This window comes from Photobacterium sp. R1 (genome assembly GCF_054600795.1).
On the sequence record NZ_BAAHZP010000002.1, the window covers coordinates 1 to 19,883 of the forward strand.

Below are 19,883 nucleotides of genomic sequence, written 5' to 3' on the forward strand. Positions count from 1 at the left end.
CTGGTGTATGGCGCAAAAGACTTTGCTGTGGCCATCTGGAATGTGGGGGCTGCGGTGAATCGCGTTGTCCAGATTTTTGGGGGTTGGGAAACCGTCGGGCTGGCCGTTGCGTCTTTACTGGCAGGCAAGCTGGTAGTGGGTCTGGTTGGTTTGGGGCAAACCCTGTTCACAGCGGTCAGGGCATTGGGTGCGATGAAGATCAGCATGGCCGGTCTCAACGCGGTGATGGCTGCCAATCCGATTGGGGCCGTAGTCGCAGCTGTGTCAGCTCTGATTTTTGTTGGGATTGAGCTGTATCAAAACTGGGATGCCGTGACGGCGTGGTTCAGTGAAAAACTGAGCTGGTTTCAAACCGAGTTCCCTGCAGTCTCAAATGCCATTAAGACTGCTTTTGACTGGTCTCCTATCGGTTTAATCATCAATCACTGGGAGCCTATCACTGGGTTCTTCTCTGACCTTTGGGGCGGGGTCACTGGTATTTTCGATGCAGGCATAGCCAGAATCAGTGCCGTCTGGGATACGGTCAGCGGATGGATGGATTCAATCAAGTTTTGGGACAGTGATGCCCCGGAAATGAAAGTGAAGACCTCTCATCAGGTGCAGGCTGAAATGGCACCCAGCAGGGCAATGGCGGCAGTCAATAACTCTTATCCGGCGAGTAAAGGGGCCACTGTTCACCAAAGTGTAGGTGAAATCAAGGTCTATGCGGCGCCGGGACAGAGTTCGGAAGACATTGGCCGGGCTGTTCATGCCAAGCTGGGCGGATACCAGAACAGCGCGCTGTATGATTTACCGGAGGCAGGATAATGGCTCACGTGATGCTGTCTTATGGCGGATTTAAGTTCAACATCGATGCTGCAGCATATAACGAGCTGGTCAGAACCTGGCAGTGGCGTTGGCAGTCTCAGTCCCGGATTGGTCAGTCAGATTTGCTGCAGTTCACCGGGAAAGCGGCCAATAAAATCTCCCTGAACGGCCAGATTGCGACGTTGTTTAGGGAGGTCGGTACCCGGCAGATAGACAAGCTGGCCAGGTTGGGGGATGAGCAGAAGCCTCATCTGCTGGTGAGTGGTCTGGGGGATATTCTGGGCTACTGGGTCATGACTGATCTCAGCGAGTCAAATACCAAGTTCGTGAGTGGCGGACTGCCCCGCGCTCAGTCGTTTACAGTGGAGCTGGCGTTTTATGGCAACAACCTACAGAACCCGTGACGGGGACATGCTGGATGATATCTGCTGGCGTCATTATGGCCGGGAGAATGCGGTTGAAGCCGTGCTGGCCATGAACCCCGGCCTTGCTGATTTTGGACCGCTGTTACCCAGCGGAATAGAAATTAAGCTGCCTGACCTGGCTGTGCCAGTCAGCGAAGAGGCGGTCAGTTTATGGGATTAGATTTTCGTCCGGATTTTTCCCTGTCTGCAGACGGGCATGATATTACGGCTGTGATTCAGCGGAATCTGATCAGCCTGACGCTGACCGATAATGCAGGCAATGAATCAGACCGGCTGGCGTTAGACCTCAGCTGGCCCAGTTCGGCGCCGACCCCGACAAAGGGAGCTGTGCTTCAGTTAGGGTTGGGGTTCAATGGTGAGCTGGTGAATAAAGGGCGATTCGTGGTGGATGAGGTTACAACCAGTGGCCCGCCTCGGCGGGTTCAGATTGTGGCGAATGCCGCCCCGATGGATAACCGAAAGCAACCGGGCTCATTGCAGACTCAGAAAACCCGTAGCTGGGATGATGTCAGGCTGGGTGATGTTCTGAAAACCGTTGCTGGAGAGCACGGCTTGATCCCGAGAGTCAGCGCCTCTCTGGAAAGCATCCGAATTACTCATATTGATCAAGTGGCCGAAAGTGACATGAACCTGGTGACCCGGCTGGCCAAACGCTATGGCGCAGTCAGTAAGCCTGCCAACGGTTACTGGCTGTTTTTGAACGAAGGTGAAGGGAAATCTGCATCCGGAAAGAAAATGACTGATATCACGATTGAGCCTCACGAGGTGACAACCTGGCAATGCCGGTTCAGCAGTCGTAATGATGTTCGCCGGGTGGTTGCGACTTACCATGATGTTGAAACCGGGGACACGGAAGAGGTTTCTACCGGGACCGGCGATCCAGAGTTCAAGATCGTTTTCAAATACCCCAATTATGAAGAGGCCAAGGCAGCCGTCATGGCCAGAGCAAAGCAGGTGCGTTCGGGGAGTGATGTGCTGGATATTACGATGCCAGCGCGCAGTTCACTGATGAACCTGGTTGCTGAAGGCCATTTGACGTTGAAGGGGTTCGGCGATGTGGAAGACGGAACCTGGCGAAATAAGATGGTGGAATGGTCACTCAGTGAGTCAGGGTTGCAGCTGCGTATTTCTGCTGATCAAAAGGGGAAATAGCAGCTTTGGTAACACTTTCCCTACGGACACCAAGCATGTTGGCGATAAGTTCCTGAGTCATGGGCAATTGATAGTTCGGTAGTCAATCAAGTGAAAACAGTAGCCATCCACAAACTTGCTAATGAATAAGTGATGGTGATTAAAACAGATGTCTGGGCCATTTGGGTAATCAGAGAATGATTATAAAGTTTATTAAATGCTAATCGGAAAGACAAAGTTAAATATCAATTATTATTCGTCTGTTCATTTTTACGAGCCTCTTTGTAAGAGACCATTCTTTGTTTTTCTTCGTCCCATAAAGCTGAACGGAAACAATTAATGATGTCGGAAGGAGACAGAGTTGTTGTAACAGGTGCTTGTAACTCAGGAACTTTATCCATAACTTCAGGCAATCTATAAAATGGAATCCGAACATTGAGGTGATGAATGTGATGGTAGCCAATGTTTCCTGTAAACCACTGCATGATTCGATTCATTCGCATATAACTTGATGATTCTAAAGCTGCACGATAGTAGTTCCAAGATTCAGGTGAAACTATTTGCATTCGCCGAAAACTGTGTTGGGCAAAAAACAAATAGCATCCAAGCGTAGAAGCAATTGTCATTGGAAGTAAAATGACGAAAAAAGCCAGATCGAATCCACCAGATAACCATAGCAGTGTGATCAATCCAAAGTGAACAATGAGCGCGATAAGGGAGTCGAAGTGTTGTATCGGATTTTTCAGAAGAGGAATGAGTGTAATATTTATCAGAAATACAATAGGGTAGCTAAACAGTACAACCAACGGATGTCGTTGTATTCTATAGACTAGACGCTGCCATCGCGATGATTCCATCCACATTTTCGTGGATATAACTGGAAATGTCCCTGCCACGATTGTTGAGATCTGTCCGACATGTCCATGATGATAGTTATGGCTTTGAAGCCAAGAACGAGGTGGTGTTAAAACTAAAGCACCGAATGTATAAAACAGCCAGAAGGCGACTCGTGAATGACGAAGAATTGCTCCATGTAAATAATCATGAAATGTAATGAAGGAGCGAACAATCAATAATGCACCTAAGACAGAAAAAATCAAACGAATCGGCCAAAATTCCACTATCCCTGCGATTGTTAAAGTCGCGATCATGAACAAAAAAGTAGAAATGACATAGTACCAACTTGTCGCCGGCGATTCTTCAGTAAAAATTTTGGTTGCTTCAAGTAAATCTTTGCCTACTCGGATACCTGCGCTGTGTTCAGGCTCTCCACTGTCAATCGGCGGAACATTTTCATGAATCATTTTCACACCTCCATACTGTAAATTTTAGAGCTGTTAAAATGATTTTCCAAACGCATTTAGAAGATTTGAGTGGTAAGTTGATTCGTCATTAAAGATACTCAATAAGATGCTTATTGTTGAGTTGTTTATTTTTAATGGGTGAGAATTATTGCATATTTTTTGACATATTTATAAGTTGGGCATCTCGATATAATAGCCATGATAGAAATAAAATTCCATTAAATGCTGAAAACAAAGAGGCAGAAAAAATAGCAGCTTTTGCAACACTTATTAATGTTGAATCTAAGGCTAAATGAGAAATAAACAACGACATAGTAAAACCTATTCCAGCAAGAAGACTTCCCCCGATAAGATAATGCCAGGATAGGTCTGGTGGTCGGACAGCTATTTTGAATAGTGTTGCTAACCAGATGAATAATATAATACCGATAGGTTTCCCAACAACGAGTCCAATAAAGATTGCAAAATATAATGAACTAGAAAATTCTGAAAATGAAATTGATACTCCGGCATTAGCAAATGCAAACAAAGGCATGACAACAAAACCTATCCATGGGTGGAGAATTGTTTCCAAACGTTCTAGTGGTGAAAGTGCTTCTCGTGCAGCAGCTTCAGCGGTTTTTAAAGCTTGGCGATCTATATTAAATGAACCATGTTGGCTTGATGAAGGTGAGGGAACGACACATTCCATTATTGTTAACAATCTTTCTTCATTAACCCATCGACTAGTAGGTGTTATTAGACCCAAGATAACACCGGTTACTGTTGGATGAATTCCCGACATGTCAATTAAAAACCAAATTAAACTACCAACGATTAAATATACGATGAGACTTCTTATGCCAAGAATTGCCATAGATTTCACAAATAAAAAGCCGAGCATTGCTAGTAAAATGTAATAAAAATTAATGTTATCCCCATATCCAAAAGCAACAACAAGAATTGCACCTATATCATCAATGATGGCTAAAGAAAGCATGAATATCCGCAAACTTTTTGGAAGACGAGGACCGAGAATTGTAAGAGAGGCGATGACAAATGCGGTGTCTGTTGCCATCACGATTCCCCAACCATGTTGTCCAGGTTGACCATGCTGAAAAGCCATATAGATTAATGCAGGAACCAGCATCCCACCAATAGCACCCGCTATAGAAAGCATGGCTAAGCGTGGTTTTTTTAATTCACCTAAGACAATTTCACGTTTTAGCTCAAGTGAGACTAGAAAGAAGAAAAATGTCATCAAAGCATCGTTGATCCACGCCTGAATTGAGCGTGTAAATTCAACCGTGCCGAACGATATCCCGACTGGTATTTGCCAAAAAAATAAAAATTTATCTGCCCAAGGAGAGTTAGCAAGAGCTAATGCGGCAATGGTAAAGAATAGCAAAAATGCGCCAGCTGCGGCTTCAATTCTAATAAATCGTGTAATTGGTTGGGTTATCCAGTCAAGATATTCCTTTGGTAACTGGGTAGGATGGCCACGCTGATGTGACTTGAAATCACTTTTGTTCATGGACTTAGCGTCATACTTTGATCATCAGGTAATGGGCTTATCTCCTTGAGGAATTTAAATAAGTCACTTTCTGTAGATAATATTAATGTAGTATTTTCAGTGAGTATTGATTGGTAGGCTTGTAAAGTTCGAGTGAATTCATAAAGACTTACAGCCTCAAGGCTTTGATTATATGCTCTGGCATATATTTCTGCTGCTTTGGCATCAGCTAAACCTCGAATCTCTTCAACCTGTCGATAAGCTTCGGATTGGATTTTATTTAAATCACGTACCCGATTACCTCGGATTCTGGCAGCTTCACCGTGTCCTTCTGATAAAAAACGTTCAGCAATCTGCCGACGTTCACTGATCATGCGTTCATAAATTTTTGGTCTGACACTTTCGTTATAATTAATGCGTTTAAATCGTATATCTAATAATTCAATTCCAAACACGCGAACTTTGTCAGCAGCGGCAGTAAATATTTCATCTTCTACGATTTGACGCCCTTTTTGAATGGGAACAAGATTACCCATAGTTGAGCCATCTACAGTTTCGTTCAATAATGAGTCTCGCAAAGGTTGGCGATCTTTTGTCGTACGAATAATTTCGATTAGCTCATGCTTCGCTACTGCGTTACGGGTTTCACTGCCGAGTATATCATCTAAACGAGATTGAGCGCTGCGCTCGTCACGGAGACGAAGGAAATATTGTAAAGGTTCTGTAATTCTCCAACGTGCAAACAAGTCGACCGAAATGTAAAGTTTATCTTTGGTTGGCATATCGGAAGGATTACCATCCCATTCTAATACTCGCTTATCTATCTTATTGACCTGCTGGATAAATGGTATTTTAATGTTAAGTCCTGCATCTGTAATCGGTTGGCCGACAGGTTTACCGAACTGAGTAATGATCACTTGTTCGACTTCGTTTACAACGTAGAGCGTAGAATTTATAAAAAATACTATTATCATCAGTATGATAGTTACAGAGATGGTTTTTTTCATGGATTCACGCCTTGCTGTGGTGCCTCAGCTTTAAGATCCAAAAAAGGAAGAATATTGTGAGTTTTTTCATCAATGATGATCTTTGAACGAATCTTGGGCATAACAACTTGTATTGTTTCAAGATATATCCGCCAACGAGTGACTTCTTGGGCAGTTATATATTGAGTCAATAGAGCATTAAATCGAGCTGAATCGCCTTCGGCTTCATTAATTCTTTTAATTCGGTATCCATCAGCCTCACGAATCCTTTGATCTTTCTCGCCTTCTGCCAACGGAATAACTCTGTTGTAATCGCGATGCGCTTCATTGATAAGTTTTTCTTTTTCTTGCTGTGCCTGATTTACTTCATTAAATGATTCCTGAACAGGTTTAGGAGGGTTTATATTTTTCAGTTGAACCTGGTCTATGTTGATTCCCATAGCATATTTAGTAGCAAGCTCCTGCATTTTAACGAGCGCTTCAGATTCGATTTCTTGCCGACCAATCGTGATAACTTCATCAACAGTTCGATCGCCAACAACCTCGCGCATGACAGATTCTGAGACATCACGCAAGGTATCAGCAGGCGCACGGACTTCGAATAAAAATTTAACTGGATTGTCTATGCGGTACTGAATCACCCACTCGACTAATGCTGTATTTAAATCTCCAGTTACCATCTGAGTTTCTAACTCACGGTCATGCTCAGATGGAGTCTGGTAAGGATCGTTTGCTCCAAGTGTAATAAAACCAAACTCTTGTTTTAGTTGACGTTTAACGGGAACAATTGTTGCTACATCAATACCGTACGGTAGTTTGAAATGTAATCCAGGCTGTATTTGTAAATGCAATTTTCCGAAGCGCTGTACAATAGCCACTGAATCACTAGGAACCGTGTAAAATGCTTGATAGAGGCTTACTATTAAGACAATGATCAATAGAAGTGAAATACTCCATGACATCTCGGTTAACTTAAAAAGCCTTTTAAATTCAATGACATAGTTTTTCATGCTTATCTTAAGTCAAAAAGTAATGAAATTTTATTAAGAACAAAATTATTCGTAATCTTTTGTTTTTATTCTTAATATTTTTCAGGTGGTTTTATATTCAAAGTCTGGTATGTATTTGATGAATTTTCAAGAGAGGAGGTAAATTTTATTTTATTATGAAACAGGTTTGTTTGCTACCTGATAATATGAATTATTTAATGGATTTCCTCACTTGTCTATTGTTAAAAGCCTATACTATTAAGGCGTATGATTGAATCACCCGTGCTAATCATAAATGTTTTTCAATCAGAAGGTGTTGTTATGTTTGACTGGATTAAGAATATTTTCTCACACAAATACGATAATGTTGATGTGGATTCTGATAAGAATAATTCAGATCACAAAAAAGTTGTCGATATGAAAAAGGAAGAGGTGGTTGTTGAGCCCTTATCAGAAAGCAAAGAAAAAGAAGATAATCAGTGACTTAGTATGGCATTGCTTTTTAAGCGATTATATAAGAGTCTGATTTTGACCATTTCAAATCAGACTCTTTTATATTTAATTAACTTTTTAACATGCCTAAAAATGTCAATGTGTGTTATTTATTTATCTCAAGTGATTTTTGAATTAAATCTGTAAAATGTGATAATTTTTCTATAAAATATTCCAAGTTCGATATCTCAGAATTTGCTACCTCACTTTTTATGAGTTCCAACACACATGCAACAGCAATTGCTCGTTTTACTTCTTCATCTTTAGTTTCATGATAAATAGATCGAGCAGTAGCGTCTCTATTATCTACTTGGATTTGAAGTAACTGTGAGAAGAGAGAATGATTTTTGAGAGGCATGTCGAATTCCTTTGGAATTTTGGTGTCAGACATTACTGTTAATTATATATCAATTAACCCCCTCTATATTATTTATCGTCTCAGATATTCAACTGGTTTTATATCATACTCGTACTGTTAAGATACTTTTCGTTTTTTGAATAAATTTAAATTAGAAAAATTGATGTAATACAGCTTCTTAAACTCTATTCATAGCCATACTCGAACTAATATGTACATTTTTCAATTATCCAGAGTGAGTAGTTAACAAAGTAAAAATAGGATCTATGCTTTAATATCATCATAGTAAGGAAATTGTTGCTGTCAGTCAGACGAGCTGGGATATTACTTTTTGAATGTGAATTTCTTCATAATATTGGAAACATTTCTAGTGCAAGTCATTGAATGATAATGGGAGATAATAGAGTTAATATTCTCATATCATTATGATTCAAAAAACTTTCCACCGGATTTTAAATCCCTTGATGTTCGTGTTGTACAGGTTCAAGTTCGGTCTGGGAGACCATCTATACCAGGTGGTGAAAACTTGAATGGGTGAAGCCTTTTGAAGGTTGGGAAGTTACAGACAAGACTAGAAGTATTTTAGGGAAGAAATGTGCTCATTATGTTGGGCCATTTATGGGGCAATTTTGGGGCAAAACAGGGGGTGAACTGGGTATTTTTGGGGTATAAAGAAGTTTTGTTTTTCATTTAAAGTTATGAAAATAAAGGTTTTTGTTATTTTTGTTTTCACATCATCAAGGTGCTGTATCGCACGTGAAGGTTAGAGTCTGCGCAGTCATTTTCATCTGACTGAAGCATGCCTTAAACTGTACATCTGTCCTGATTCAAACATGATCTAACATCATGGTAAGCATAATTTGAGCTGCCATGATTACTCATTTATGCCCCCCAAACTTATAAACCATAATTTGACTCATTTTCTCTAATCCATGTATTGTACTTACTAAAGGCGAGCAAAAGGCAAGACCTGCCCCCTTATATGATGGTTTAAGGTGCTAGATAGCGCCTAGTCGTAAATACTTCTAGGGAGAGACACTTATATGACGAGCAGAGAAGATAATAAACAGCCTAAATTCAAAAATAGGCTTAGTGAGTATCAAATAGCAGAGATATCGAGAGTTACTGGATTAGTTGGAAGCAACCTTGAACATTTTGTCACCAACATCGAATACCAGCTTGACGATGAAGGAGTCTTGCCAACTGATGATTATGGACAAATAGACTTTAAGCTAAAAGACAAAAGCAGTAACAACTATAGAGAGTGCAGGGACAAGATTAAAGATATTCGCAAGGATATTGAGAAGCTAAAAACAAAGATACAGCGTTTAAACAGCATTTCCTATCGGCATTTAAATGTCAGTTCGCATAAGCTTGGGTTCAAAGAGTCTAATGAACCTGCACATGATGGATATTTTGTTTATGACGACATTAATGCTGTAGATTACTTATCAGAATTAGATGCCGATTTAGAAGGGATGTTGGAACACTATGAGCCAAGTGTCTCGGCTACGTCTGGAAGGGTAACTGAAAGTTTACATAAATCTTGGTGTTTTGGGGTTATCGGTGGTTTACCTAATAAAAAAGACATGGCAGTGAAGCTTAGTGAGGGTAATGCATTTCTTGAGGTTGTAGCTGTAGTGACATCATGGAATTTTGAAACCGCTAAGAAAAATGTAAGCAATGCTACTTGGTATAAGAATCGAAAGGCTGCATTTGAGAAAGGATACCTGAAGACGATGTGATACGAGGGAAAAGTAGAGTTTTTTTTTCTGCATTGCTTTCCCTGAATAGCCATCTCAAGTTGGGTAAATTTGACGTCATGTTGAATTGAATGACATTGAGAGGATTTATGACATTAGGATTAGTAAAGGTGTTGGCTAAATTGTCAGTACTAAAACTTTGTTTAATTTTAAGTATTCTGTTAGCTATCATTGTACTAGAGTTTGGGGCTTTTACTGACTTTTTTATCTAGCACAGTTGTCGGCAAACAATAAAAATTGATCGTTCACAATAGATTGATCACTTTTAAGGAAAGGCAAACTTCCATTAGCTCATATTTGCCCTATTATCATTCAGAGTAAAGCTCTTTCATATTCTGTTATTGTTAGTTTGCCTTATCTCAAATTATCCTAAGCCGCGTATGCATGGAATGGGAAACTTACAGTTACCTAAGCTCTCAAAGTTAGAGCTAATATATTGATTTAACATTGAATCACATTAGTAAAGGCGACATCATAGTGGTAATAAATCGACATTTAGTCGTCTGATTAGCGTTATATGCTCAATAGAGGATAATTATGTACGTATATAGATATCGGTCTCCGGGGCTTTTATCTCAAAAGGGACTCATTTATGACGAGTGGTACTTCGCATCCCGTGAAGAATTAAATGATCCTATTGATATGCAGTCAAAATTTGAGTTCCCCGCGAACAATAAAATTACATGGCTACGTGTAATTAATTCACTTTGGCAGAATAAGTCATGGGCAGATGTGGCAGCAAATTACTTTGATAGTATATGCCCTATATCTTACGAAAAGCTAATTGAGGAATATGAGTCCCACTCAGTTAAAGTGGTTGAAGGTATCTTCAAAAGTAGCAAGGTTAGTCTTTCTGATTTACAGCGAATTAATGAATCGCAAAAGCAATTCAAAGCCATGCTATCTCTTTATGCCCCTAGTGCTGGGTACTCCGTATCATTGTCTACCTGTAATGATGAGATGTTGATGTGGTCTCATTATGCTGCAAGTCACTCAGGTTATTGCCTGATTTATCGACCAATCAATGGCTACCTATATCAATGTCCCAAAAGGCTAAAAGATAGTTTATCTGTGAGCCAAGGTCATACAAATTTGATTGGTAACAAGTTTAGAGTGGAAGATATCGAGTACGAAAATGAGATTGAGGCTATTGATGCTTTTAGTTTACTGCCTGCTTATCACACTGGGTATAAATTCGAAACAGAAGAAGAGCGCATGGGTTTTTATGCAAAAACTCAAAATCAGTTGTTAACAAAAAGTGAATGTTGGGCGTATGAAAAAGAAGCTCGTTTGCTATTACCTCAACCAAGTAATCATATATCTGGCGAATCTACGTACAGTAATTATCAGCGTCTATTTCATTATGATTTCAATCAAGTAGTCGGCATAATTTTTGGTGCTCGAATGAAAGAACATGAAAAACTTTCTATCAAAGAAATTATTAATGAAAAGATCCAAAAAAGAGTTAGAGATTTAGGAGAAAGCAACACTAAAACTCATGTCTTTGATTTCTTATACCAACAAGCAGAGATCTGTTCTTCTTCCAGAGTAGTGAAAATCATAGATCAAGAACTGGTATCAATGGGTACACCTTTAAAAGTTGGTAGTGAATACTACGAAATAAAATTGAAGGAATGGAAGGAGTTCAAAGGAATAACCGTTGAGTCAGGGCGTTATAGCTATGATGCGATCCCTTAATACGCGTGTAACATTTAAGGTTTGAAGATACTTTTACTCATCCTACTAGGGCGTGTTTGTGTAGATTCTCCGTCACAGTTACTACATGAGATGCTGTGAGAGTGCATTGCAATGAACAAGTTACTAAGATGCTGTATCCCACGAGAGGATTAGAGTCTGCACCGACACTGTAATCGGGTCATGTGTGTCCCAGAGATTATGGGCCCTGACCAGCAGACAATGACCCATAAAGATTCCGATAAAATGGCAGGTACGATGCGGTTATAGTTTTCCAGGATCTTCCACTGTATCCCTCTTTTCTCTTCCAGAACTTGCTGCACCAAGGACAAAATCAACAAAGGTGCGGTTTTTCAGAGACAGGTGTTTTGAACGGTACAGCAGATGTATCGGTTTGGCTTTAGGGACCGCATTTTTGAGAATTTCTACCAACAGTCCGGATTCGATTTCTGGCTCGACCAAAATCTTTGGTTGAAGCAGTACGCCGGTGCCTTGAATTGCTGCGAACTTCAATACGTCGCCATTGTTTGAAGCGAGTCGGGTGCTGCTGTGAGCAAACGTATTGGATGGCAGATCCAGTACCTGCTGGCTTTCACCTTGATGGTATTGAAAACCCAGGCAGCTGTGATGGCTGAGATCATCTAACGAATGAATCCGTCCATGCTTTTCAAGATAAGCAGGGGCGGCACAATAGGTCATCTGGTAGTCGCCTAATGTTCTTGCAACCAGCGAAGAGTCTACCAGTTCACCGATTCGGATAATCACGTCGGCATCGGATCGATATGGATCAATCAGGTTATTGTCGAGCATCAATTCCACATTGATATCAGGATATTGAGCGAGAAAATCGGCTACGATCGGGGCAAGTACCTTTTTTCCATACGTGACCGGACAGTTCACTTTCACTGTACCTCGGGGTCTATTCACCAGTGTATGGATCAGGTTTTCTGCATTGGTAATGTCTTCAATAATGCGATGGCACTCTTGGTAGTAGAGCTTGCCCGCTTCGGTAAGGGACTGTTTTCGGGTGGTGCGATGAATTAGTTGTGTCCCCAGGCTTTGTTCTAAGAAGCTGATATGTTTGCCGATCATGGTTGGGGAAAGATCGAAGTGATGTGCTGCGGTGCGAAAGTTTCCGTGTTCAACAACATACGCGAACACCTTCATGCTGGTCAGTTTGTCCATTGCACACTATAGGTTGATAAAGAATTCACTGCAGGCAAGTTTATCAATCTGATAGGTTTAATTAAAGTTGGCGTTGAACATCAAGAATAAATCACGAAGAGCGTACTCATGAGCCAAACGATTTTTGTCACCGCTGAATTGAGAATGAATGCCGAGAAGCCCAGACCGGCGGTCATCCAAGCAATCGAGCAGTTTTGCCTAGATATGCAGAGTGAAACGGGCTGTTTGCAAGCGATCGCAACGTACGATGAGAACATGCCACAACGTGTGATCCTGTGGGAGCGTTACGAGAATCGTGATGCCATTGAAGCACATTTCAGCATGCCCCATACCCGCGCATTTATTGCATCGGAAATGACCGAGTTGGTTCAGGCTTTTGAAACACAGAAAAACGGAGAGCAGGCATTATGAAGTGGGGGATTCTTGGAACGAGTTTTATCTCTGGCGTGATGGCGGAAGCGATCAAAAGTGACAGCGAAAGTGAATTATATGCAGTGGCCGGTCGCTCTGCGGTTAACTTAGAGGCCTTTGCCAAACAGCATTCAGTAGAGAAAACATTTTCAGATTATGATTTGCTATTGAGTGATGAGCAGGTTGATATTATTTACATTGCTTTGCCGAATCATCTTCATCATGACTTTATCATTAAAGCCGCTCAGCAAGGTAAAGCCGTGTTATGTGAGAAGTCGCTTTCTATTGATATGGAGAAAACTGAACTGGCGCTGCAAGCAGTTCGAGAACATCAGGTGTTTTTCGCAGAAGGACTGATGTACCTGCATCATCCGTTGATTCGTGAGCTGGTTGCGGTACTCGAATCCGGAGAGATTGGTGAACTGCGCTCGATTCACACTTCGTACATCGCATCGATTGCTCAGTTCGTCAATCCTGAGAGCAAAGGGGCGTTGTATAACCTGGGTTGTTACCCGGTATCATTACTGTATCTGGTTGTGAAAACCATGTTGGGCGAACAAGCTTTCGAGAATCGTACCCTCAAGGCAATGAGCAGAAGGGGCGCGGACAATAACATCTGCGAATCGAGTTTACTGATGAGTTTCGGCGAACAAAACACGGCCTACGTCCATACCGCCGAAGATCATGGCTTGAAGCACCAGTTTACGGTTCTCGGCAGTAAAGGCTGTATCACCATGGAATCGAATCCATGGCTTCCGGCTTCAGAGAACCACTTCAGTGTAGAAATCTACGAAACCTCAAAACGTGACATTGCAGTCACCGCGCAAGGCGATGCGTTCTTTTATCAGGTCCGTCAAGTGCGTAAAGCGGTAGAAGCCGGGCAAAAGGAATTGGTGAGCCCCTGTGCAACCTGGCAAGATTCTTACAATATTATGCGGTTATTAACAGAATGGGAAAGTCTCGGTGCGTTTTAACATGATTTAAAAAAGTGCTGAGAAAGTGCATTGCGGTTAACCTGTTGCGAAGGTGCTTTAAAGGACTTAAAGCGTGTCGTATTTCAGTTCCTTGTTTCTCTTAATATGTTTGAAAAGCGGGCAAACATTCAAGTTTGCCCGCTGAACAAATCTAGGGGCTAATTATTCAATGATAAATGAATAGGCTGCACCCACAGTGTCACGGAAGTTGCCTGGGTTGTATTGAACAATATAGCTGCCTGGTTGCAATACAATGTCGTCGACTGGAATATTCAGAACACCGGCAGGTGAGGAACCAACTTTGACGTACTTCAAGTAATTTGCATTGTTCATGATTGGCTGATCACCTTTAAGCAGGTAGATCCAGTCAATTCGAGAGCTTGGAGAAATATTTTCAGGGATTTGATATCTCACGCTAATGACTTGAGTTGTCGCATTTTGAACAAAAACAGACGTAGACTGATAATTCAGTGGATTGGACTGATTCAAAACAGCAGAAGCAACCAGTGAAGTGATGTCGTTTTTGCGCATGAATAAACCAATGGTATAAACGCCATCAAGTAAATTTATACCCGGCTTATTGGTTTCAATCGTTTTATTTGAAAATTGTCCCTGAGATTTACCGTATAAATCTGTTTTGCCGATGATGTCACTCATGGATCTTGGAGCACTCAGACCTTCCCAAATACCAAGAAAAGCGCCTAAACCACCCAGGTCACTATTTAATACTGTTTTCTCATCAATCATGACAGTATTTGAAGAGTTCACAACAGCCTTATTAAGGCTACTTGTCCAAAGATTCACTGAGCTGCTGAGGTTCAGAAGGGTTTCTGGCATTGTATGGACTGTGTTTGTCATCATATTTTCCTTTAAATGCAATATGTTAAGTTGATGTTTATGTTGATAAAACATCTGCTTCTACCTTGACCACAGGAAAACGACTGGATATCCAACAGGGTTACATGGAAGTTAGTTCATTGCTGGATGATATCCAAAACTTAATGTGTGAGATTGGTCGTATAAATGGTGGATAATTAAGGTTGTCTTGTAAAATTAAGAATCTTCATCTTTCTACAGTTGATTTGGTGAGATTTGGTCTTGATATATCTTTAAATCTATCATTTTTAATGATGAAACAAATTTTTCAAGTAATAGCGCTGATCGCTGGATCGAAATAAATTAATTGTTTTGTTAGTTGTGAATTTAAATTTTATTTCTTATGAAATGATTGAAATAGTGTGTTCTGTTCTGTTCTGTTCTGTTCTGTTCTGTTTGTTGCTGGCTACTTTCATGTCGGTTTGAATCCATCTGACAGGGCTATTTAAAAAGGACAGGTATGCATTTTTAAAGATGAACTGATGACATGTGATGGAAACACCTGATTAAAGTCTGATGAATAGAGTGACAAATACTTTCCCTCTATGTGAACGACATCTAAGCGAACATGAACAACATGAACAAAGGCAGGATGATCACCCCGATACGCTGAAGCATTGTCAGGGGGATTCAGGTCGGATTTCAGCTCAGGACAGTCCGTTTAATTCAATATGCTGATGTGCTAACTGGATAAATGCCTGAGTGGCTGCAGATTGATAGGCCCCTTTGCGCTGCAGCAGGACGGCTGTGCGCTGAAAGAGTGAGGGCGTGATAGCGATCGCCTTTAATTCCTCATTATTTTTGGCAATGTTGGCAGGGAGCAGGGTTGAGAGCTGTGTATGGCGGACGATCTCGATCACCGCACTCAGCGAGTTGGCTTCCATCTGCACCCGGGGGTGTACTTTGTGCTGGCTGAAATACCGGTCTATCTGGAGACGGGTTGCAAAGTCACGATTCAGAAGCACAAGTGGCTGATCATTCAACGATTTCAGCTTGATTTCTTGTGCACTGGCTAGCGGGTGATCCTGAGTTGTCACAAATGCCAGGGTTTCCACCAGCAATGGCTGGAAGTCGAGTTCTGCAGATTGTACGGTTTCAAAAGCGATTCCGACATCAAACTGATCTGCAAGCAATTTTTCTTCCATTTGCTCCTGTGGCATTTCATTTACGCTGAGCGTGATGTGTGGGTATCGTTCGTGAAAGGCTTTGATCAACGGCCCGATGAGGTACGTTGAGAAGGTGGGGGTCATGGCAAGCCGCAGAGAACCGCGGGTCAGATCGCCAACGTCATGAATCGCCCGAAGTCCTTCCTCAAGATCCTGTAGTGAACGACGTGCATAACGTGCATACACTTCACCTGCATCTGTCAGTTTTATTTTGCGGCCAGAACGGTCGAACAGCGTTACCCCTAAAGTCTCTTCCAGCTGCTTGATTTGTTGTGATAAAGCCGGTTGGGATACATACATTGATGCAGCAGCCTGGGTGAAGCTACAGTGTTCCGCAACGGCAAGGAAATATTTGATGTGTCTCAGGAGCATGGCTTTCTCATAAGTTTTCATTATGGATATGATAATAAACTAGTCTTTCCACTTATCTCAATGAGAACTTAGTATTCAGGCATCAACACGACAGAGGTGCTTGCAATGAAAGATATTATTGAAGGCTTTTTAAAGTTCCGGCGTGAAGCGTTCCCTCAGCGCGCAGAACTGTTTAAGAACCTGGCTGAGAAGCAAAATCCGCGAACATTATTTATTTCCTGTTCTGACAGCCGGTTTGTGCCGGAACTGGTGACTCAGTGTGAGCCCGGTGGACTGTTTGTTATCCGCAATGCGGGGAACATCGTACCGTCTTACGGGAGAGAACCCGGCGGCGTGTCTGCATCGATCGAGTACGCGGTGACTGCTCTTGAAGTCTCGGATGTAGTGATCTGCGGTCATTCAGATTGCGGTGCTATGACTGCGATTGCGACCTGTCAGTGTATGGATCATATGCCGGCAGTCAGCGACTGGCTGCGAAACGCAGATTCAGCACGAATTGTTCATCAGGCGGCTGAGTACCGTAATGCGCGTGCCAGTACAGAAGCCATGGTTCGGGAAAACGTGCTGGCTCAGCTTGAAAATATCAAAACCCATCCCTCGGTTCGTCTGGCTTTAAGAGAAGGGCGCCTGGCTTTGCACGGCTGGGTCTACGATATCGAATCAGGACAGATTGATGCCCTGAACGGTGCGACCAGCACCTTCGTTTCTTTGAAAGACAATACCGACGTTTGTGCAACCCCTGCATCGCTGTCCATGGCGGTGTAACTGATTCATCTACATGAGGAAAAATAGAATGATCCAATCACAAATTGTGAATACTGCCCGACGTGAACTCACCGATCGCATTATTGAAGCCAAAGCGAAGAAAAATCTCTCTTTTGAGCAAATCGCGGAAGGTACAGGCCTCAGTGATGTTTTCGTCACGGCGGCATTGCTCGGACAGCAGCCATTGCCGGCAGAGAGTGCGCAAATGGTTGGTGCCAGACTCGGCCTGGATGAGCAGGCGATAGAACTGCTGCAAGCGATTCCGATGCGAGGCAGTGTCGAAAACAATATGCCGTCGGACCCGACGATCTATCGCTTTTACGAGATGATGCAGGTCTATGGCACCACGCTCAAAGCATTGGTCCACGAGAAGTTTGGTGATGGCATCATCAGTGCAATCAACTTCCGGATGGATATCAAGAAGGTTGAAGACCCGGAAGGCGGCTCACGAGCAGTCATTACGCTTGATGGCAAATTTTTACCATACAAACCTTTCTGATCGGGTTTTCATCGTGAAGTCGGCGCTGTGCGTCGGCTTTTTTCTTTCAAATTTAAGCGTGTTTTTCTATTCATCATGGCTGAACTGAACAAACGTTTTTTCGCGGTCAGAGCTTTCTGGCCAATGCTGGTCATCATTGGGTTAGCGGTCAATTTACGTCCGCCGATCACTGCGATTGGTCCTTTGCTGGATGACATTCGTATGGGCACCGGACTGGGTGTACAGGCTGCTTCGATGTTGACGGTTTTACCGATGCTGTGCATGGGACTGTTTCCGTTACTGTTACCTTTTGTAGAACGTCGGCTGAGTGAAAGTGTCTGGATATCGACAGGACTGTTTACCATCGCCACAGCGAGTTTCAGTCGGTTCTGGATGACGGATGGTTTCGGACTGATCGTCACCGCAATGCTGGCGGGGATTGGGATCGCAATAGTACAGACGCTCACTCCCGGGGTGGTCAAACGCTGGTATCCGCAATCAGTGCCGTTGGCGATGGGCGGCTATTCCGCCTCGCTGATGGCTGGTGGGGGCCTTGTGGCCATATTGAGTCCTCAAGTTGCACATTATTCTGAGAACTGGCAAACAGGGTTGGGGGTTTGGATTGTCCCTGCCTTGATTGCAGCACTGTTATGGTGGTTAAAACCCAGGGAAGTCCTGGAGACCCATGATAAAAGTGTTCCGGTCAATTTTTGGGGAAATCGTCGGGCCTGGTTACTTGCCAGTTACTTTGGGCTGGCGAATGGCGTCTATGCATCCATGATTACCTGGTTACCGACTTTCGCTCAGTCTCTGGGCTGGAATGCAGAAAACAGTGGCAAACTGATTGGTATCATGACGGTGTTTCAGGTGATTGCTGCAGTGGTGGCACCGGCATTGTCTTCCGGACGACTGGACAGACGACTCTGGTTGTTCTTTGCTGTCGGAATTCAGCTTGCGGGGCTGAGTGGCATGATGTTGATGCCTGAAGCGATGCTGGTTGTATGGGTGGCAATGATTGGCTGCGGATTGGGCGCTTGTTTTGCACTGACTTTGACGGTCGCGCTTGATCACCTGTCTGCGCCGAGACTTGCTGGCGCACTGACCGCTTTTGTACAGGGGATTGGCTTTATCATCACGGCCATGACACCTTATCTCGTCAGTTTATTGTTTGAATGGACCGGCACCTTTCAGACGTCATGGTTCATGTTGAGCCTGACGCTTGTCATGATGCTTCTTGCCACTTTCCAATTTTCACCTTCGAGTTATGCCAGAGCGATGAATATATCCTGAGGTCGCGTCGTCACATGTATTGTTGCTACATGTATTTTCTGTGGCTCTGAGGGAATGACCTTGGAACCACAGAAGAATCATACTGTTAAAGCGATGAAGGGGGGGATATTAAGGGTGATTTATTCAGGCGTCTCCCGGATTCTGCCGCTGAATATTCCATCCCATAAAGTTATAAAAGTCGTATCTGAGATGACCAATGTATTCATGCAATGCAAAATCGGTCATGACGAAGTTATACCAGTTGGGAATCCATGTTGGTCTGGCGGCCATATAATCAGCTCTCACCGGCGTGACCAGAACACCAAAATGTTTGAAATACAGCTCGCTGCGTCTCATGTGTAAACCTGATGAAACCAGAACGACATGGTCAAAGTGATTCATCCGGATAATCTGGCTGGTAAATTCAGCATTTTTCCAGGTATTCATGCTGTCGGGTTCCACCACAATGTCAGCAGCCGGTACACCCAGTTTCAAAAGCGCATCCTGATACACCGCTGCTTCAGAGCGGCCGTTTTTCTGTGCATCACCACCACTGATAATCACGTTACAGATTTGCTGGCTTGCTTCACAGCTTTTATATTGACTGGCAGTTTCACTGATCCGGCTGTATGCAAAAAAGGTGGGTTCAATAGACGTCAGAGTTTCGATCTTTTCTGTGCCTGCACCTAATAACACAATCGCATTTTTAGATGCCCAGTGTACCTGCGGTTTTTCCTGATATTTCACCTGTAAATTTTCTAATAAGAACTTAGGGATGATACCTGTGCCAATCAATAAAGTGATTGCGGCTAAAAGAAAAGATAAAACAGATGCTGTTTTTTTCCATTTTCTGAAAGACAAGAAAATGGTGAGCAGAAGTAAAACTGAAAGTAATAAAAAGCTCATGATTATCCTTTTATATTTTATTGTTTATCATTGATTGTA

The 19,883-nt window shown here is 42.7% G+C and carries 22 protein-coding genes and 1 pseudogene; 13 read left to right on the plus strand and 10 right to left on the minus strand.

The window, feature by feature from the left end; translation table 11 throughout:
• The 4 genes and pseudogenes from ACYP03_RS02895 to ACYP03_RS02910 all read left to right on the plus strand — a co-directional run.
• Window positions 1–807 (plus strand): annotated as a pseudogene (locus ACYP03_RS02895) (phage tail protein); the annotation flags it as partial.
• Complete coding sequence (locus ACYP03_RS02900) at window positions 807–1,211, plus strand: phage tail protein (protein WP_459778418.1); 405 nt, start codon at window positions 807–809, stop codon at window positions 1,209–1,211. The pseudogene ACYP03_RS02895 and the gene ACYP03_RS02900, both read left to right, overlap by 1 nt.
• The gene (locus tag ACYP03_RS02905) at window positions 1,186–1,392 is read left to right on the plus strand and encodes a tail protein X (protein WP_459778419.1); all 207 of its coding nucleotides are present in this window, start codon (window positions 1,186–1,188) and stop codon (window positions 1,390–1,392) included. Before ACYP03_RS02900 ends, ACYP03_RS02905 begins: the two co-directional genes overlap by 26 nt.
• Entirely contained in the window at window positions 1,383–2,384 is a 1,002-nt protein-coding gene (locus ACYP03_RS02910) for a contractile injection system protein, VgrG/Pvc8 family (protein WP_459778420.1), read from the plus strand. Before ACYP03_RS02905 ends, ACYP03_RS02910 begins: the two co-directional genes overlap by 10 nt.
• On the opposite strand, the gene ACYP03_RS02915 is transcribed toward ACYP03_RS02910, so the two are convergent.
• The 5 genes from ACYP03_RS02915 to hflK all read right to left on the minus strand — a co-directional run bounded on the left by ACYP03_RS02915 (window position 2,332) and on the right by hflK (window position 7,155).
• The gene (locus ACYP03_RS02915; protein ID WP_459778422.1) at window positions 2,332–2,451 is read right to left on the minus strand and encodes a helix-turn-helix domain-containing protein; all 120 of its coding nucleotides are present in this window, start codon (window positions 2,449–2,451) and stop codon (window positions 2,332–2,334) included. The two genes, ACYP03_RS02910 and ACYP03_RS02915, sit on opposite strands and share 53 nt — an antisense overlap.
• Before the next feature lie 157 nt (window positions 2,452–2,608).
• Window positions 2,609–3,667, minus strand: coding sequence for a fatty acid desaturase family protein (locus ACYP03_RS02920; RefSeq protein WP_459778423.1), 1,059 nt, complete (start codon window positions 3,665–3,667; stop codon window positions 2,609–2,611).
• A gap of 145 nt (window positions 3,668–3,812) precedes the next feature.
• Window positions 3,813–5,180 carry a Na+/H+ antiporter NhaA gene (gene nhaA / locus ACYP03_RS02925; RefSeq protein ID WP_459778424.1) on the minus strand — a complete coding sequence of 456 codons (1,368 nt, stop codon included), beginning with the start codon at window positions 5,178–5,180 and terminating at the stop codon, window positions 3,813–3,815.
• Window positions 5,177–6,166, minus strand: coding sequence for a protease modulator HflC (gene hflC, locus ACYP03_RS02930; RefSeq protein ID WP_459778425.1), 990 nt, complete (start codon window positions 6,164–6,166; stop codon window positions 5,177–5,179). The genes nhaA and hflC overlap by 4 nt, the downstream gene beginning before the upstream one ends.
• Entirely contained in the window at window positions 6,163–7,155 is a 993-nt protein-coding gene (gene hflK / locus ACYP03_RS02935; RefSeq protein WP_459778426.1) for an FtsH protease activity modulator HflK, read from the minus strand. The genes hflC and hflK overlap by 4 nt, the downstream gene beginning before the upstream one ends.
• Window positions 7,156–7,455: 300 nt before the next feature.
• Between hflK and ACYP03_RS02940 the strand changes: the two genes are divergently transcribed.
• Window positions 7,456–7,617 (plus strand): hypothetical protein, encoded by a 162-nt coding sequence (locus ACYP03_RS02940; RefSeq protein ID WP_459778427.1) that lies wholly within the window; start codon window positions 7,456–7,458, stop codon window positions 7,615–7,617.
• 115 nt (window positions 7,618–7,732) lie between these two features.
• Here the strand turns inward: ACYP03_RS02940 and ACYP03_RS02945 are convergent, their stop codons facing one another.
• Window positions 7,733–7,984 (minus strand): hypothetical protein, encoded by a 252-nt coding sequence (locus tag ACYP03_RS02945; RefSeq protein WP_459778428.1) that lies wholly within the window; start codon window positions 7,982–7,984, stop codon window positions 7,733–7,735.
• A 1,043-nt stretch (window positions 7,985–9,027) separates the two neighbouring features.
• Between ACYP03_RS02945 and ACYP03_RS02950 the strand changes: the two genes are divergently transcribed.
• Complete coding sequence (locus ACYP03_RS02950; RefSeq protein WP_459778429.1) at window positions 9,028–9,729, plus strand: hypothetical protein; 702 nt, start codon at window positions 9,028–9,030, stop codon at window positions 9,727–9,729.
• A 555-nt stretch (window positions 9,730–10,284) separates the two neighbouring features.
• Window positions 10,285–11,445 (plus strand): DUF2971 domain-containing protein, encoded by a 1,161-nt coding sequence (locus tag ACYP03_RS02955; RefSeq protein ID WP_459778430.1) that lies wholly within the window; start codon window positions 10,285–10,287, stop codon window positions 11,443–11,445.
• 261 nt (window positions 11,446–11,706) lie between these two features.
• Here ACYP03_RS02955 and ACYP03_RS02960 read toward each other — a convergent pair whose 3' ends face one another.
• Window positions 11,707–12,627 carry a LysR family transcriptional regulator gene (locus ACYP03_RS02960; RefSeq protein ID WP_459778431.1) on the minus strand — a complete coding sequence of 307 codons (921 nt, stop codon included), beginning with the start codon at window positions 12,625–12,627 and terminating at the stop codon, window positions 11,707–11,709.
• Window positions 12,628–12,735: 108 nt separating this feature from the next.
• Between ACYP03_RS02960 and ACYP03_RS02965 the strand changes: the two genes are divergently transcribed.
• Both ACYP03_RS02965 and ACYP03_RS02970 read left to right on the plus strand, forming a co-directional pair.
• Entirely contained in the window at window positions 12,736–13,038 is a 303-nt protein-coding gene (locus ACYP03_RS02965; protein WP_459778432.1) for a putative quinol monooxygenase, read from the plus strand.
• Complete coding sequence (locus tag ACYP03_RS02970) at window positions 13,035–14,012, plus strand: Gfo/Idh/MocA family protein (protein WP_459778433.1); 978 nt, start codon at window positions 13,035–13,037, stop codon at window positions 14,010–14,012. Before ACYP03_RS02965 ends, ACYP03_RS02970 begins: the two co-directional genes overlap by 4 nt.
• A gap of 162 nt (window positions 14,013–14,174) precedes the next feature.
• On the opposite strand, the gene ACYP03_RS02975 is transcribed toward ACYP03_RS02970, so the two are convergent.
• The gene (locus ACYP03_RS02975; protein WP_459778434.1) at window positions 14,175–14,870 is read right to left on the minus strand and encodes a hypothetical protein; all 696 of its coding nucleotides are present in this window, start codon (window positions 14,868–14,870) and stop codon (window positions 14,175–14,177) included.
• 665 nt (window positions 14,871–15,535) lie between these two features.
• Entirely contained in the window at window positions 15,536–16,426 is an 891-nt protein-coding gene (gene cynR / locus ACYP03_RS02980) for a transcriptional regulator CynR (protein ID WP_459778435.1), read from the minus strand.
• Between the two features lie 105 nt (window positions 16,427–16,531).
• Here cynR and ACYP03_RS02985 point away from each other — a divergent pair, with 105 nt between their 5' ends.
• The 3 genes from ACYP03_RS02985 to ACYP03_RS02995 all read left to right on the plus strand — a co-directional run bounded on the left by ACYP03_RS02985 (window position 16,532) and on the right by ACYP03_RS02995 (window position 18,959).
• The gene (locus ACYP03_RS02985) at window positions 16,532–17,191 is read left to right on the plus strand and encodes a carbonic anhydrase (protein ID WP_459778436.1); all 660 of its coding nucleotides are present in this window, start codon (window positions 16,532–16,534) and stop codon (window positions 17,189–17,191) included.
• Window positions 17,192–17,219: 28 nt separating this feature from the next.
• Window positions 17,220–17,690, plus strand: coding sequence for a cyanase (gene cynS / locus ACYP03_RS02990; RefSeq protein WP_459778437.1), 471 nt, complete (start codon window positions 17,220–17,222; stop codon window positions 17,688–17,690).
• A 75-nt stretch (window positions 17,691–17,765) separates the two neighbouring features.
• Window positions 17,766–18,959: a CynX/NimT family MFS transporter gene (locus tag ACYP03_RS02995; RefSeq protein ID WP_459778438.1), complete on the plus strand. Its 1,194-nt coding sequence runs from the start codon at window positions 17,766–17,768 to the stop codon at window positions 18,957–18,959.
• Window positions 18,960–19,082: 123 nt separating this feature from the next.
• Here the strand turns inward: ACYP03_RS02995 and ACYP03_RS03000 are convergent, their stop codons facing one another.
• Window positions 19,083–19,685, minus strand: coding sequence for a YdcF family protein (locus tag ACYP03_RS03000; RefSeq protein WP_459778439.1), 603 nt, complete (start codon window positions 19,683–19,685; stop codon window positions 19,083–19,085).
• A gap of 37 nt (window positions 19,686–19,722) precedes the next feature.
• On the opposite strand from ACYP03_RS03000, the gene ACYP03_RS03005 reads away from it, so the two are divergent.
• Window positions 19,723–19,878 carry a hypothetical protein gene (locus tag ACYP03_RS03005; protein ID WP_459778440.1) on the plus strand — a complete coding sequence of 52 codons (156 nt, stop codon included), beginning with the start codon at window positions 19,723–19,725 and terminating at the stop codon, window positions 19,876–19,878.
• The last annotated feature ends 5 nt before the right edge of the window (window positions 19,879–19,883 follow it).